Source organism: Klebsiella sp. K5-45 (assembly GCF_030128605.1).
Classification (GTDB): Bacteria; Pseudomonadota; Gammaproteobacteria; order Enterobacterales; family Enterobacteriaceae; genus Klebsiella; species Klebsiella quasipneumoniae.
Window position 1 is genome coordinate 666,610 of record NZ_JAKUZW010000001.1, and the last position, 14,299, is coordinate 680,908.

10 protein-coding genes and 2 pseudogenes are annotated in these 14,299 nt (G+C 59.0%); 7 read left to right on the forward strand and 5 right to left on the reverse strand.

The window, feature by feature from the left end; genetic code table 11:
- Window positions 1-35: 35 nt before the first annotated feature.
- Complete coding sequence (locus tag MKS11_RS03380) at window positions 36-632, forward strand: undecaprenyl-diphosphatase (RefSeq protein WP_004205726.1); 597 nt, start codon at window positions 36-38, stop codon at window positions 630-632.
- 2 nt (window positions 633-634) lie between these two features.
- Here the strand turns inward: MKS11_RS03380 and MKS11_RS03385 are convergent, their stop codons facing one another.
- Entirely contained in the window at window positions 635-2,422 is a 1,788-nt protein-coding gene (locus tag MKS11_RS03385) for a sigma-54-dependent Fis family transcriptional regulator (RefSeq protein ID WP_004205727.1), read from the reverse strand.
- A 263-nt stretch (window positions 2,423-2,685) separates the two neighbouring features.
- On the opposite strand from MKS11_RS03385, the gene MKS11_RS03390 reads away from it, so the two are divergent.
- The 5 genes and pseudogenes from MKS11_RS03390 (at window position 2,686) to MKS11_RS03410 (ending at window position 10,041) form a co-directional block, all read left to right on the forward strand.
- Window positions 2,686-4,206 carry an aldehyde dehydrogenase family protein gene (locus MKS11_RS03390; RefSeq protein WP_004205728.1) on the forward strand — a complete coding sequence of 507 codons (1,521 nt, stop codon included), beginning with the start codon at window positions 2,686-2,688 and terminating at the stop codon, window positions 4,204-4,206.
- 700 nt (window positions 4,207-4,906) lie between these two features.
- Window positions 4,907-5,490, forward strand: a pseudogene (locus MKS11_RS03395) (fimbrial protein).
- 194 nt (window positions 5,491-5,684) lie between these two features.
- A pseudogene (locus MKS11_RS03400) lies at window positions 5,685-6,347 on the forward strand (molecular chaperone).
- Between the two features lie 36 nt (window positions 6,348-6,383).
- Window positions 6,384-8,939, forward strand: coding sequence for a fimbria/pilus outer membrane usher protein (locus tag MKS11_RS03405; protein ID WP_114267693.1), 2,556 nt, complete (start codon window positions 6,384-6,386; stop codon window positions 8,937-8,939).
- Between the two features lie 7 nt (window positions 8,940-8,946).
- Entirely contained in the window at window positions 8,947-10,041 is a 1,095-nt protein-coding gene (locus MKS11_RS03410) for a fimbrial protein (protein ID WP_032456492.1), read from the forward strand.
- Here the strand turns inward: MKS11_RS03410 and MKS11_RS03415 are convergent.
- Both MKS11_RS03415 and MKS11_RS03420 read right to left on the reverse strand, forming a co-directional pair.
- Window positions 10,038-10,727 (reverse strand): molecular chaperone, encoded by a 690-nt coding sequence (locus MKS11_RS03415; protein ID WP_017900629.1) that lies wholly within the window; start codon window positions 10,725-10,727, stop codon window positions 10,038-10,040. The genes MKS11_RS03410 and MKS11_RS03415 overlap by 4 nt on opposite strands.
- Window positions 10,728-10,769: 42 nt before the next feature.
- Window positions 10,770-11,321: a fimbrial protein gene (locus tag MKS11_RS03420; protein ID WP_048295413.1), complete on the reverse strand. Its 552-nt coding sequence runs from the start codon at window positions 11,319-11,321 to the stop codon at window positions 10,770-10,772.
- A 549-nt stretch (window positions 11,322-11,870) separates the two neighbouring features.
- Between MKS11_RS03420 and MKS11_RS03425 the strand changes: the two genes are divergently transcribed.
- Entirely contained in the window at window positions 11,871-12,632 is a 762-nt protein-coding gene (locus MKS11_RS03425) for a transporter substrate-binding domain-containing protein (RefSeq protein ID WP_032426131.1), read from the forward strand.
- 54 nt (window positions 12,633-12,686) lie between these two features.
- On the opposite strand, the gene MKS11_RS03430 is transcribed toward MKS11_RS03425, so the two are convergent.
- Together MKS11_RS03430 and MKS11_RS03435 are read right to left on the reverse strand one after the other, a co-directional pair.
- Window positions 12,687-13,307 (reverse strand): hypothetical protein, encoded by a 621-nt coding sequence (locus tag MKS11_RS03430; RefSeq protein ID WP_004205741.1) that lies wholly within the window; start codon window positions 13,305-13,307, stop codon window positions 12,687-12,689.
- A gap of 155 nt (window positions 13,308-13,462) precedes the next feature.
- Window positions 13,463-14,257 (reverse strand): SDR family NAD(P)-dependent oxidoreductase, encoded by a 795-nt coding sequence (locus MKS11_RS03435; protein ID WP_043521343.1) that lies wholly within the window; start codon window positions 14,255-14,257, stop codon window positions 13,463-13,465.
- Between the last annotated feature and the right edge of the window lie 42 nt (window positions 14,258-14,299).

Genomic DNA, 14,299 nt, shown 5'->3' on the forward strand with positions numbered 1-14,299 from the left:
TAATGACAGAAAGATGACGACTGAGAGCTATCGCCATGAACGCCCTGGAAACCCTGAATCAATCTGTTTTTTTCGCGCTTAACGCGCAGCCTGGCGCCGCGGATGGCCTGCTGTCGCTGGCCAGTTTTTGCGCCAATGGCATTGTGTTTATGATGCCGACGATCGCGCTCGGCCTGTGGTTTCTCGGTGGCCGTGAGGGACATCGTCAGGCGCTGTTTATGACCCTGGCCGTGATCATTTCCCTCGGGCTGGGGATGGTGTGCGGGACGCTCTGGTTCCATCCGCGGCCGTTTATGATCCCCCTCGGCCATACCTGGATAAGCCATCCGGCGGATAACAGCTTTCCCAGCGATCACGGTACGGTGATGTTCAGTGCTGCGTTTGCGCTGCTGTCGCTGCGCCTGCGGGCGCTTGGCCTGCTGATGCTGCTGGCCGCGCTGCCGGTGGCCTGGTCGCGGATCTATCTTGGGGTGCATTTTCCGCTGGATATGGTGGGCGCGGCCCTGGTCGCCGTCGGTGGGGTCATCGTGGCGAAGCGAGTCTGGCAGGCGGTCGGCCCACGACTGGTTCTGCTGTGCGAGGCCGTCAGCCGGCGGATGTTCTCCTGGCTGCCGGCGCGCTTTACGCCATAGTCTCAGCGGCGTGGCCGTCCGGCACGGGCGGCGCGACGGTATAACGTGCTGCGGGCGATGCCCAACATCTGCGCCGCCCGGCTGACGTTGCCGTTGACTCTGGCGAGGGTATCGACAATCAACTGCTCGTCATGGGCCTGCAATCCCCCGCGCGGCAGCGGCGCAGGCGCGGTGCGATAAGTCTCCGGCAGCGCATCGGGCGTTAATGTGTCGCCCTCATCGGCGAGGGCCAGCATCACCTTCAGGACGCTCTGCAGCTGGCGTACGTTTCCCGGCCACGGCAGCTGGCTGAGGTGGGTCAGCAGCGCGGTGGACAGCGTCACCCGGCGCGAAGCGCCGCCCAGGTCGCGCCACAGGGTGGCGATAAAGGTTTCCAGCGCTGGCCACTCGCGCAGCGGAGGCAGCGCCAGGGCATACTCCCGCAGGCGCCACAGTAGATCTTCGCGGAATTCGCCGGCGCTGACCCGCTGGGTCAGGTTGCGGTGCGTGGCGCAGATCAAGGCGAAGTTCACCGGCACGCTGCGGCTGGCGCCCAGCGGGGCCACCTCTTTCTCCTGCAGTACCCGCAGAAGGCGGGTCTGCAGCGCCAGCGGCATATCGCCGATCTCATCAAGAAACAGCACCCCGCCCTCGGCTTCGCGGATTTTGCCGATATAGCCATTTTTACTGGCGCCGGTAAACGCCCCCGGCTGGTAGCCGAAAAGCTCGGACTCGATCAGCGATTCCGGAATGGCGGCGCAGTTAATGGCGACGAATTTACCGCTGCGCCAGCGGCTGTGCTGGTGCAGCGTGCGGCTGACATACTCTTTGCCGCTGCCGGTTTCCCCCTCAATACAGAGCGCGATGCCGGCGTTAAGCAGCCGGAGCAGCTTTTCGCCTTCCCGCGGGCTGGTGAAGGGGAGCTGCATGGCCGGCGGGGCGCTCACCGCCACCCGGCGGCGGGTGGGCTCGCGCAGGCGATAGTGATAGCGACCCTGCGGGGTGGTCAGCGGCAGGGGAACGCTGACCGCCGTTTGCGTCAGCGTCGGAAAGAGCGACGCAAAGGTGAGCTGGCCAAACTGCGCCGCGCTCAGGCCGAACTCGCGCATCGCCAGCCGGTTGCCGGCGGTGAGGACGTTATCGGAAAAGACCAGCAGCAGCTCCTCGACGCTGTCGAGCTTGTCCACCTGCCGGTGCAGGCTCATCAGCCACTGCTCAGGATGCAGGCTCTGCTTCACCCACAGATACTCAATCTGCTTTGCCGCTGCTTTCACCCAGCCAAAGGTGTGCTGGTGGGGAAAATCCGCCGGGCCGGAGATATCCAGCACGCCGGCGATACTTCCGTCCGGCCGCTGGAGCGGCATCGCCGCGCAGTACAGATTCTGGTTGCGGGTGAGAAAGTGCTGACGGCCATCGATTTCGCAGCCGTCGTCAATCGCCAGCGCGGTGCCGATGGCGTTGGTCCCACGCCCGCTTTCGCTCCACAGATTGCCGGGCGCCAGCGCCACGCGCTGCGCCTTTTGCATCGCCTGGGTATCGCCAACGGTGTGCAGCACCAGACCGCCGGGGTCGGAGAGGATCACCACCGACTGCAGGTCCGCCACCTGGCGCGACAGGGCTTCCACCACCGGCTGCGCCAACTGCTGCAGGCTGCGGTGGCTGGCGAGTCGATCCGCCAGCTCGCCGGCGTCGAGGCGGGGAAAATCCTCGGTAGCGGGATCCAGACCGTAGCGCTGGCAGCGAGACCATGAATCGCTCAGCAGGGGATTGGCGTTAACCTCTGGTGCGAGAAGAAAGGGATTGCCTGGCACAGGGCACCTCTGGGTCGATGTTGCTGTGTTGCAATATTGTAGCTATTTGGTTTATTTGGTGTTGCGATTTGCAACACATAAGTGGAAACCCGTGCAACAGTGGCTGACCATCTGCCCAGTTAGTGAAGGCAACCTATTAATAAATAAAAAGATTTAAAGTAAATAAAAAACTGGCATAACCCCTGCAAAGTGAGAAGCGTTCGGCGGCAAGTTTAAAAAATCAATATGCCGCTGCGTCTCAACCCTACAGAAGGAGATTTGCGATGCGTTATGCACACCCTGGCCAGCCCGGCGCCCTGGTTTCATTTAAATCCGCTTACGGCAACTTTATTGACGGTAAATTTGTCGAGCCGCTGAGCGGTGAATTCTTTATGAATACCTCCCCGGTAGACGGCAGCAACATTGCGCAGTTTCCCCGGTCGGATGCCAGAGACATTGACTTCGCCCTCGACGCCGCCCACCGTGCGGCGCCGGCGTGGGGCAAAACCTCAGTGCAGCAGCGCTCCCGGCTGCTGCTGCAGGTCGCCGATCGTATTGAACAGCATCTGGAATATCTGGCGGTGGCGGAGAGCTGGGACAACGGGAAACCGATCCGCGAAACGCTGAACGCCGACCTGCCGCTGGCGGTGGATCATTTTCGCTACTTCGCCGGCTGCCTGCGCGCCCAGGAGGGGAGTACCGCCGAGATTGATGAAACCACGGTGGCTTACCATTTCCATGAACCGCTGGGGGTTGTCGGTCAGATTATCCCGTGGAACTTCCCGCTGCTGATGGCCGCGTGGAAGCTGGCCCCGGCCCTGGCGGCGGGGAACTGCGTGGTGCTCAAGCCGGCGGAACAGACGCCGCTGAGTATTACTCTGCTGCTGGAGCTGATCGGCGATCTGTTCCCGGCCGGGGTGCTGAACGTGGTGCAGGGTTTCGGCAAAGAGGCGGGCGAGGCGCTGGCCACCAGCAAACGTATCGCCAAGCTGGCATTTACTGGCTCCACGCCGGTCGGGCGGCATATTCTCGCCTGCGCGGCGGAGAATATTATCCCCTGCACCGTCGAGCTGGGGGGCAAATCGCCCAATATCTACTTCGCCGACGTGATGGAGGGAGAAGAGGAGTTTATTGAGAAGGCGGTGGAGGGGCTGGTGCTCGGCTTCTTCAACCAGGGTGAGGTCTGTACCTGCCCGTCGCGGGCGCTGATCCATGAATCCATCTATGAGCCCTTTATGGCGCGGGTCATGGAGAAGGTGGCGCAGATCCGCCGCGGCGATCCGTTAGATACCGACACCATGATCGGCGCCCAGGCTTCCCGCCAGCAGTTCGACAAGATCCTCTCCTATATTCAGATTGCCCGGGAAGAGGGCGGCCAAATCCTGACCGGCGGCGAGCGGGCGGCTATCGCGCCGGCGCTGGATAATGGTTTTTATATTCAGCCCACGCTAATTAAAGGCCGCAACGATATGCGCTCCTTCCAGGAGGAGATCTTTGGGCCGGTGATCGGGGTGACCACCTTTAAGGACGAAGCGGAAGCGCTGGCTATCGCCAATGAGACCCAGTTTGGCCTCGGCGCTGGGGTGTGGACGCGCGATACCAACCTCGCCTATCGCATGGGCCGCGGCATAAAAGCGGGTCGCGTATGGACCAACTGCTATCATGTCTATCCGGCGCATGCGGCGTTCGGCGGCTATAAACAGTCCGGCGTCGGCCGGGAAACGCACAAGATGGCGCTGGATGCCTATCAGCAAACCAAAAACCTGCTGGTGAGCTACGGCACCGCGCCGCTGGGCCTGTTCTGAAGTCCATCTCATTTCTGATTGATCCCCAGTCCGCAATCCATTCGGGTTGCGGATTTTTTTTACTTCAAAATAACCCCATGCAAACGATGGGTTTGTATCGGCGGCAACGGCAATATATTCACATCACTGATATAACCACTTTCACTTGAAAATAAAAACACTTCCAGAACAAGAAATTATCGGATGGGGGCTGACTGTCTTTTCGTCGTTTGTGTAGAAATGATGAATATTAATACCAGGAAAATTCCTAATTTTTTGGTGCTGCCCGGCAAGCGCACAATAAAACAAGACGACTTTTTGAACACTTATCTTTAAATTTGTTAATGGAATTGATCTGTTGTTGTTTAAAGGTATTTTAATTTCTTTTGTATAGATATGTAAATTAACATTGAAAAGCCATTTCAAAAATTAACTTTATGGCGAATACAGTTGTTAACCTACAATTAACATTTACTCAGGTTGCCTTTTGATACTTCGGGTAATATATTTATTTCGCACATCAAAATAACTCTTTTTTCTTCTGCTTGTCATTCATGGCCATCTGTTGGCGAAATAAAGCAGAGTGGAGAGAACGTGTGCCTACTATCCTGCGGAAGGAACGCAATGAACATTTACAGGGAGGAGCTGACGAGCCGTTTCGCGATAGCTATGGAGCTATTGGCGATGATGGAAAATATATTCGTTAACGATGAGATAAATAATGAAAAAACAACCTCGCTTTATCACCATCCTCATAGGGGCGCTGCTTTCTGGCGTCGCCTTCCAGGCTACTGCGGCCAATACCATTAATCCAAACTCGGGCACCAGTGCGCAAGGCGCCGGCGGGCAGATCACCTTCAATGGGTCGATCACCGACAGCTCTTGCAACGTCGATAGTAATTCTTCCGGCCAGCCTGTGGATCTGGGCAAATGGGCCAGCAACTATTTTACCGGCACCGGCGCCGAAACCACGAAAACTCCTTTCCATATCAAGGTGAAAGATTGCCGGCCAGCGTGACTACCGTCGCCGTGCTGTTTGACGGCGCGCGTGAACAGACGGATACCTCCCTGCTGGCCATCAACGGCGGCGGCGCCAAAGGCGTAGCCATTAAGCTGTATGAGCACGATCAGACGACGGCGGTCAGCCTCGGTAAAACGACCGCAAAACAAACGGTCACTCCGGGTTCCAGCGGCGGCACCGGCACTGCCGACCTCGAGTTTTACGCCGACTATGTCTCCACCGCGGCGACCGTGACGGCAGGTAAAGCCGACGGTACGGCTAATTTCAATATGATTTATAACTAATCATATTGCACGTTATTCAGAGTCAGTTCATTGCGTCCTGATTAATTGCAGATAGCTAAAGAGATAATTGTCATGAAGTCATGAAATATATTCGTGACGGTATAGTTGTTTTTGCTAATTATCCCGACGGGTACTGGCTCTGTTATTTGCTGCTTTATTTTATTGTCTGTTCAACCTTTGCCTGATGGTAAGTCATGATGAAGAAAATAATTGCCGTTGCGGCCTTTCTGCTATGCTCCACGGCAGCGCAGGCCGGTATTGTCATGGGTGGAACCCGTGTGATTTATCAGGAAGGGAAGCGTGAAGCTGCTATTTCAGTCACTAATGCCGATACCCATACGCCCTATCTGGTGCAGTCATGGGTGGAAAATTACGCGGAAAACGATAAGGCCAGGGTGCCCTTCATTGTCACACCGCCCTTGTTCCGTCTCGATCCGGAGTAAAATAACGTCCTGCGCATTAACTTTATTGGCGCCTCGTTGCCCAGCGACCGTGAATCGGTCTACTGGCTGAACGTCAAAAGTATCGCCCCGACGCCCCAGGGCGAGGTGAACAAGCTGCAGGTCAATATTAAGTCGAAATTCAAAATCTTCTATCGCCCCAACGGCCTGGCGGGCGACCCGGCGAAAGCCTGGCAGCAGCTGAAGTTTAGCCAGTCCGGCGGTCATCTGACGGTGGCAAACCCCACTCCCTATTTTGTCTCTTTTTATTCCGTCGCGGTGGGCGGGCAGGCAATCGACGACCCTGGCATGGTGGCCCCCTTCGGTCAGAAAACGTGGTCGGTGAGCGGGCACGGCACCGTCAAATGGCGGGCGATTAACGACTACGGCGGCGTCAGCGATTTCGCCCAGCAGTAATTCCCCTTTGTAATGAGCTTACCGGACGGCGCCAGCATGAAAAGAATAACAACAGCCAGGGTGCGGGAGTATGCCGCGTTGCCCGTCACCGCCGGACGGGCGCTGGCGCTGGCGACGCTGCCGACGATGATCTGTTGTCTCAGCCCGCTGAGCCGGGCGCTGGCTGACGACTATTTTGACCCGGCGGCGCTGGAGTTTGCCGACCCGCAGCAGCAAACCTCCGATCTGCACTACTTTGCCAAACCCGGCGGACAGCAGCCGGGGACTTACCCTGTCACCGTGGTGGTTAACGACCAGGAGCTGGGCCAGGCCGATATTACGTTTGTTGACGATGGCGGGAAGCTGCAGCCGGTGCTGACGCCCGGGCAGCTGGCGGAGTATGGGGTTAACGTTAGCGCGTTTCCGGCTTTTCAAACGCTGCATGAGGGTGAGACCTTCACCCGGATCGAGAAGTTTATTCCCGACGCCAGCAGCCGCTTCACCTTCGCTAACCAGCGCCTGACGCTGAGTATTCCCCAGGCGGCGATGAACGTGCAAAGCCGCGGCTATATCGATCCCTCGCGTTGGGACGATGGCGTGCCGGCCGCGTTTGTCGATTACTACTTTTCCGGCGCGCAAATCAAGAACGCCGATGACGGGGAGAGCAGCCGCTCAAACTATCTCAATTTACGCAGCGGCGTTAACCTGGGCGCCTGGCGGCTGCGCAACGTCTCCTCAATGCAGTACGACCAGCAGCGCCGACACTGGGATTCACAGAGTACCTGGCTGCAGCGCGACGTCCGCTCGCTGAAGAGTCTGCTGCGGATCGGCGATACTTACACCACCGGCGACGTGTTTGACAGCATCCCGTTTCGCGGCGTACAGCTGATGTCTGACGATGAGATGCTCCCGGACAGCCAGCGTGGCTTTGCCCCCACCATTCGCGGCGTGGCGCACAGCAATGCCAAAGTGACCGTCTCCCAGCACGGATATGTGATTTACGAAACCTTTGTATCGCCGGGGGCGTTCGCCATCAGCGATCTTTACCCCACCTCGCAGAGCGGCGATCTGGAGGTGAAGTTGACCGAGAGCAATGGTTCGGTGCGCACCTTTACCCAACCCTATTCCGCCGTGCCCTACATGCTGCGCGAAGGGCGAGGCAAATTCAGCCTCAGCGCCGGCCGTTACCACTCCGGGGCGGATTCGGTGCGCTCGCCGGAATTCCTGCAGGGCACCCTGTTCTATGGTTTGTCGGCAGGATTTACCCTCTACGGCGGCACGCAGCTGGCCCAGGACTATCAGTCATGGGCGCTGGGCCTGGGCCGCGGCTTCGGCGAATTCGGATCGCTGGGTGGCGACGTCACCCAGGCCGTCACCCGTACCCCGTCGGGTAAGCGCTATGCGGGCCATTCGCTGCGCGCTCAGTATCAGAAAAATTTTGTCAGCTCGGGCACCGCATTCAGCCTCGCCAGCTATCGCTACTCCTCCAGCGGCTATTACGATTTTGCCGAAGCCAGCGCCCTGGAAAGCGCGCAGGGGCAGGTGGACAACCGGCGCCGACGGGAAGAGATCTCGGTGTCACAAAGCCTTGGCGATCTGGGGAGTCTGGCGGTTTCCGCCTGGTCGCAGGAATACTGGCACCGGCAGAGCCGGGATGAGACGGTACATCTCGGGTTCTACAGCGCCTGGAAAGGGATCTCCTGGGGTGTGGGCTATTACTACACCCGCGCCAGCGGTCAGCAAAAAAATGATCGCTCCTGGTCTTTCAATATCAATATTCCGCTGGGTGGTCCGCTGTCCGACAGCGCGGTGAGCTACAACACCACCTCGGACAGCAATGGCTATACCTCGCAGCAGGTGTCGCTGTATGGCGCGGTGCCGTCGCGGCCGAACCTGTTCTACTCGGTTCAGCAGGGCTATGGCAATCAGGGACGAGGCAGCAATAGCAGCGCTGCTCTCGACTACCACGGCGGCTTCGGCAACGCCCAGCTTGGCTATCGCCATGACGCCGCCAGCAACCAGCTGACCTGGGGAGGCGCCGGCTCGGTGGTCGCGCATCCGCACGGGGTCACTTTCGGCCAGACGGTGGGCGAGAGCTTCGCCATCGTCCGCGCGCCGGGGGCCGCCGGGGTGGCGGTACAAAACGGCAACAATGTGCACACCGACTGGCGCGGCTATGCCGTGGTGCCGTCCCTCACCGCCTATCGGAAAAATGTCATTACCCTCGACACGGAGTCGATGGCGGATGATACCGACGTCGACCAGCAGGGGCAGACGGTGATCCCCAGCGGCGGCGCGGTGGTGATGGCCAACTACCGGACCCACATTGGCAACCGGGTGCTGTTTACCCTCCGCAATGCCCACGGGCCGTTACCGTTTGGCGCCAGCGCGCAATTGGTCACGGCGGAGGAGAGCGGCAATGCGCCGGGCGGCATGGTGGCTGACGGCGGCCAGGTGTACCTCAGCGGCGTACCGCAGGAGGGGACCCTGGCGGTGAGCTGGGTCGTGAACAACCAGTCGCAGAGCTGCAGGCTGCATTTTCATCTTCCGGATAACCCACAGCAGAGTCTGAACACGGTGAAAACCGTCTCCGGACTGTGCCAGACACGCTGAGGCGGCTATGAAATCTGTTTTTCGTCTACTTCCTTTCCTCTTTCTGCTGACGCTGAGCGGTTATCTTCCCGGTGTGCGGGCGGAAACCTGCCGCGCGAATATCGGTCAGACCACGGTCAATATTCCCAATATCAAGTATTTACCCACGCTGCCGATCAATACCCAGATGACCAGCGCGATGGCGGATAACGGCAGTGGGATCCCTTTTTCCTGCGACCTGCAGCTGCCGACGGCGAGCGCCAAACGCATCGTCTATAAGCAGCTGAAAACCGGCGGCGCGCCGGTGGTGATTAACGGACAGCACGTCTACCCCAGCGCCATCGACGGCATCGGGTACTCGCTCAGCTTTCAGTGCGCGGGCGGCCCGATGCGCGCTATCGACGGCAGCCACTCCGCGGGCGGCGAGTCGGTGGTGGTGTGCGACAGCGCGATGCTCCCGGCGCTGATGACGCAGCAGCAAACCACGGTCAGGATCGCGGTGACCTTCTATAAAACCGGGACGGTGCAGCTGGCGGACGGGACGCATACCAACTCGCCGTCGCTGCCGCAGGTGGGGGAGATGACCATTGAGCAGCAGGCCAGCGGCAGCGCCAGCTATGTCGCCAGCGCGCCGGTCAGTATCGATATGGCTGCCCTGAACGTGGACATCGGCAGCAGCGGTAGCTGTCAGGTGACGACGTCGTCGATCCAGGTCACTCTGGGCACGGTAAACCGGGCGGAGTTTCACGGTAAAGGGAGCACCGGCGGCCAGGCGAAGCGCTTTTCGATCCCGGTGTTCTGTCCGACGCCGACCGACGTGCGCATCGGCTTTTTCGGCGTGAGCGTGGAGAGCGATACCCTGGCGCTGAGCCAGGTCAGCAACAGCGCCAGCGGCGTCGGCGTGAAGCTGACCTACGGCAATAACCCCGGCGCGGCGGTGCCCGACGGCACCAGCGTTAAGATCAATGAGGCCAGCAATCTGCCGATCCTGAAAAGGGTAACCGGCGCCAGCGCCGGGACCGCCGAGGCTATCAATTTTAACGCGCAGTATGTGCAAACCGACGCCACCGTGGCGGCGGGCACGGCCAACAGCATGGTGACCTTCGCCCTGGAGTATAACTAGCCTGGCCCCGGGGGCAGACTGCCCTGCAGCGGGATCGGCACTACCGCGCCGTAGTCGTCGATATAGTTCAACTGGTACAGGCGAGCGCTGTCGGTGGTCATTACGGTATGGCTGCTGTAGGGCCGGAGCATCACGTTTCTCATCGGCGAGAGGTGGCCTTTATTATCGATCAGCGCTCCGTTGACCAGGGTGATATGCAGAGGGCCTGAGTTCGTCAAGCGCAGGTTATTGCCGCTCTGCTGCCACTGCAGCTTTTGCACCTCTTTGACGAGGGTGGTGGCGATGGCGGGTGGACGATAAAACAGCTTTAGACGGGTGCGGACGACAAATTGCAGCGTATGATTGTCGCCGGCGGTCGGCGGCGTCTCCTGGATATTGACCCAGAACAGGCTTTCCCGATCGTCGGGCAGCCCGCTGCCGAGATAGATAAAGCGCAGTTGGGCGGATTGCTGCGGCGATAAATAGACCAGCGGCGGCGTCGCCACCATCGGCAGGCCGACGCGCGAGGCATTGAGCCCGGCGTCCAGCCAGATCTGCACTTTATAGGGGGTGCTGCTGCGGTTATTGATATTCAGGCTGGCGACTTTGTCTTTTCCTGAATAGATCACCCGTGAGGCATTAATGGTTATCCCGGCGCAGGCCTGAAAGGCCAATGCGCTGAGCAAAACAGCCACCTGAGTTTTCATGATCGCTTCCTTTACGTCGACGTTTCATCCCTGACCGGAAAGCTATTCCTGCATAATGGTAAACCGGGCCGTCGCGTTGCCGTCGCCAGGATCCATGTGGGCTTTATCCCAGGTGTAGTAGAAAGCTTTGAGCCTGAAGGTGCCGGAGCCGCCGTCCACCGGGATCTCAATGCGGGGATCGTGTTGCGGATCGATGCGTTCATCGAGGCTGAGCGGAGTGCCTGTACGGTCGGTGAGCAGAATTCCTACGTTGCCGGCTGGCTTGCCGCGGCCGTCGAGGGCCAGTACGCGATGTTCAGGCATGCCGGTGGGGGTGGGGCCATCCACCACAATATAGTAGGTGCCTTTCTCACAATCTTTGACGCGAATATCGACACCTACCGCCGGCCCGGTGCCAGACTGACTGTTTTTCAGCCGCGACAGCGGAATGTCGCCCATGCTGACGTTGATGACCCCGTTGTCGCCCGCTCCCTCAAGCTTGCATGCCCCGTTCACAACCTTACCGATAAAGTTCAGCGTGCCGTCTGCCGCGCCAACCGGGCCGGCAACCAGTCCGGCAACCAATGTCGCCAGACACAGCGAGATTAATTTCATTTTCTTTCCTTCTGTATTGCCGATAAAACAGATCGCCAGAGCATGAATTCTGCCGCGTCAGGGGGGAATTATTTGCACTGGATATGTTTTTAATTAATTTATTTAACTTACCAATTTATTTACGTCTGGAAATAATCTGCGCATGTTATTTATTATCGCTTTACCGGGATATTAGCGTGGGAAAATAGCGGAGTAAATAAGACGGACAATGACCAGAGTGGAAGGGGGAATATCGCGAGATAAAATGTTTTGTTATTTTAATACAATGAGTTAGATTTTTCCTGCTGCTGTTTTTGAACCTAATTTCGACATCACGTCAGGCTGGAAAATACGATCGCTGGCGTAAGGCTACGCCCGGCGGATGAGAAATCATTCACCGGGCGTAGCCCTGTTTCGTTGTCAGATTTGCGATCGGCAACCGCCACGCCGGGTTGTATGTCCCGGAATTTAAAAATAGGATGAATTCCCTGTTACGCGCGGCGGAGGGTGCTGACTGAGAAGCGGCCCGCCACCCCGGCGCGCAAACCCGATAACAATAAGGATGGCGAGATGAAACTGACGGTGGGGCTGGCGCTGACGCTGGCGATAATGACCTGCGGCGCCCAGGCGCGCGATATGCAAACCATCGAGCGCAGCGGTGAACTGAAGGTCGGCGTGCCGGGCGACTACGCCCCGCTGGCGTTTCGCAATGCCGCCGGCGAGCTGCAGGGCTATGACGTCGACATGGCCCGCGATCTCGGGCGCACGCTGGGGCTGAAGGTGAGCTTCGTCTACACCAGCTGGCCCGCGCTCGCCGCCGATCTGCAGGCGGACAAATTCGATATTGCGATGGGCGGCGTGACGCAGACGCCGGCGCGGGCGAAGGACTTCGCCCTCAGCCACCCGGTGGTAGCGAACGGTAAAATCGCCTTAGCCAACTGTCAGGCTGCGCCACGGCTTGGATCGCTGGAGAAGATTGACCGTCCGGAGGTGAAGGTGGTCGTCAACCCTGGCGGCACAAACCAGAGCTTTGTCGATGAGCATATTAAGCAGGCGCAGATTATTCGCGTACAGAACAACGTCGATAATCTGGAGGCGCTGCGGCAGAAAACGGCCGATATGATGGTGACCGATCTGATCGAAGGCGACTATTACCAGAGCAAAGAACCCGGTGTGTTCTGCGTCGCCAACGAGACGCCGTTCGCCGGCACCGCCAGCGATAAGGTGTATATGATGAGTAAAGATAATCCGGCGCTGCTGGAGAAAGTGAACCAGTGGCTGGATAGCCAGGACAAAGAGGTTCTCAAACGGAAATGGAAAATTCGCGGTTAACGCGGCGGCGCGTCACCGCCGGCGGGCGCGTCCGGCGGTGGTTATCGGCCGCAGTCAGCCCTGCGGCGACAGCGCCTGTCGCGCCAGACCGCGGAAGTAGCAGGCGTAGCCGAGGGTGGCGGTCAGGCACAGCATATAGCCAAACGACTCGCTGCCTTCCTCCACCGTATTTTTCACCACCCGGGCGAAGTTCTCATTCAGTACGGCGTACCACAGGCCGTGCATGCCGAACAGCCGCGAGAAGACCAGAATCGCCAGCAGGCCGCTGATCATCATGCCGTAATAGGGCGTGCGGGTATAAGCCGCCAGCTGCGACAGGGTCTGACGCAGATGGCGCAGCGGCGCCAGCAGCGACCCCGCGGTGGCCAGCAGGGCAAACCACACCCAGCTGCCATGGGAAAGTAAATCAAACAGGCCATCCAGCTCACGGATCAGCATGGCGAGGAAGAAGCCGCCGATGAGGATATTGCTGTAGCGTAAGTGGGGGTAGTTGCGCGCCAGCAGGAAGTGAACCAGTACGATGACGGCCAGCACGCTCTCCTGCACCACTTCAGTCAGCGACACCTCCGGGATGTCGTTGCCAAATACCCGAATATCCACCCACAGGCAGAGTACCGCGAGAGCGGCTGCGACCGCCGCGCCGAGAAAGAAAAGCAAGCTTCGTAACAGAGACATTAACACCACAACTTATAGTTAAAACAAATATCATAAGTTTTGGGAATACATGTTCCTGTTCACTTTGTGCGACTTTGCGGCTGTTTTTTAACATTTTGCGCTTTTTAGCGCCGGGAAAGGCGACAGGGGAGGGGGACTCCCCTGAATGAGAGGCGTCAGAGAATATCATCCACCACGCCGCCGTCGACGCGCAGCGCGGCGCCGGAGGTGGCCGACGCCTGCGGCGAGCAGACGTAGACCACCATATTGGCGACCTCTTCCACCGAGGCCGCCCGCTGGATCACCGAACTCGGACGGTGGGTCATGACGAACGCTTTCGCCAGTTCCTCCAGCGACTGGCCGGTTCTCGCCACTTCGTCTTTCAGCATTTCGGCAAAGCCGTCAGAAATCGTCGGCCCCGGCAGAACGCTGTTAACGGTCACTCCACTGCCGGCGACATATTTCGCCAGGCCGCGGGCCAGCGACAGTTGGGCGGTCTTGGTGACGCCATAGTGGATCATATCCGCCGGGATATTGCGCGCCGATTCCGAGGAGATAAACACCACCCGTCCCCAGCCTTTGCTGACCATCGCCGGCAGCAGCCCCCGCGACAGGCGTACGCCGGACATGACGTTGGTCTGCCAGTAGTTGTCCCATGTCGCGTCGTCGGTGGCGTAGAAATCCTGCGGGCCATAGATCCCGGCGTTATTGACCAGGATATCGACGCCGGTCACCGCCCGCAGCAGCTGGGCTGCGCCGTCGGCACCGCTGAGGTCGGCGATGGCGGGTCGCACCTTCGCGCCCGACACCTCATTTTGCAGACGAGCGATGGCGGCGTTCACGCTCTGCTCGCTGCGCCCGTTAATGATGATCTCTGCGCCGCTCTCCGCCAGGCCTTTGGCGATAGCAAAGCCAATACCCGCCGTGGAGGCGGTGACCAGCGCGACTTTCCCCGATAAATCAATCTTCATGTTCCTGCCTTCTGGTTGTGAATCACCCATTAAGCGTAGCAG

What these genes read in the sequence shown, in the direction of transcription:
- MKS11_RS03410 (WP_032456492.1), top strand. Translation starts at nt 8,947, where the DNA reads ATGAAATCTGTTTTTCGTCTACTTCCTTTCCTCTTTCTGCTGACGCTG.
- MKS11_RS03430 (WP_004205741.1), bottom strand. Translation starts at nt 13,307, where the DNA reads ATGTCTCTGTTACGAAGCTTGCTTTTCTTTCTCGGCGCGGCGGTCGCA.
- MKS11_RS03405 (WP_114267693.1), top strand. Translation starts at nt 6,384, where the DNA reads ATGAAAAGAATAACAACAGCCAGGGTGCGGGAGTATGCCGCGTTGCCC.
- MKS11_RS03415 (WP_017900629.1), bottom strand. Translation starts at nt 10,727, where the DNA reads ATGAAAACTCAGGTGGCTGTTTTGCTCAGCGCATTGGCCTTTCAGGCC.
- MKS11_RS03425 (WP_032426131.1), top strand. Translation starts at nt 11,871, where the DNA reads ATGAAACTGACGGTGGGGCTGGCGCTGACGCTGGCGATAATGACCTGC.
- MKS11_RS03380 (WP_004205726.1), top strand. Translation starts at nt 36, where the DNA reads ATGAACGCCCTGGAAACCCTGAATCAATCTGTTTTTTTCGCGCTTAAC.
- MKS11_RS03435 (WP_043521343.1), bottom strand. Translation starts at nt 14,257, where the DNA reads ATGAAGATTGATTTATCGGGGAAAGTCGCGCTGGTCACCGCCTCCACG.
- MKS11_RS03420 (WP_048295413.1), bottom strand. Translation starts at nt 11,321, where the DNA reads ATGAAATTAATCTCGCTGTGTCTGGCGACATTGGTTGCCGGACTGGTT.
- MKS11_RS03390 (WP_004205728.1), top strand. Translation starts at nt 2,686, where the DNA reads ATGCGTTATGCACACCCTGGCCAGCCCGGCGCCCTGGTTTCATTTAAA.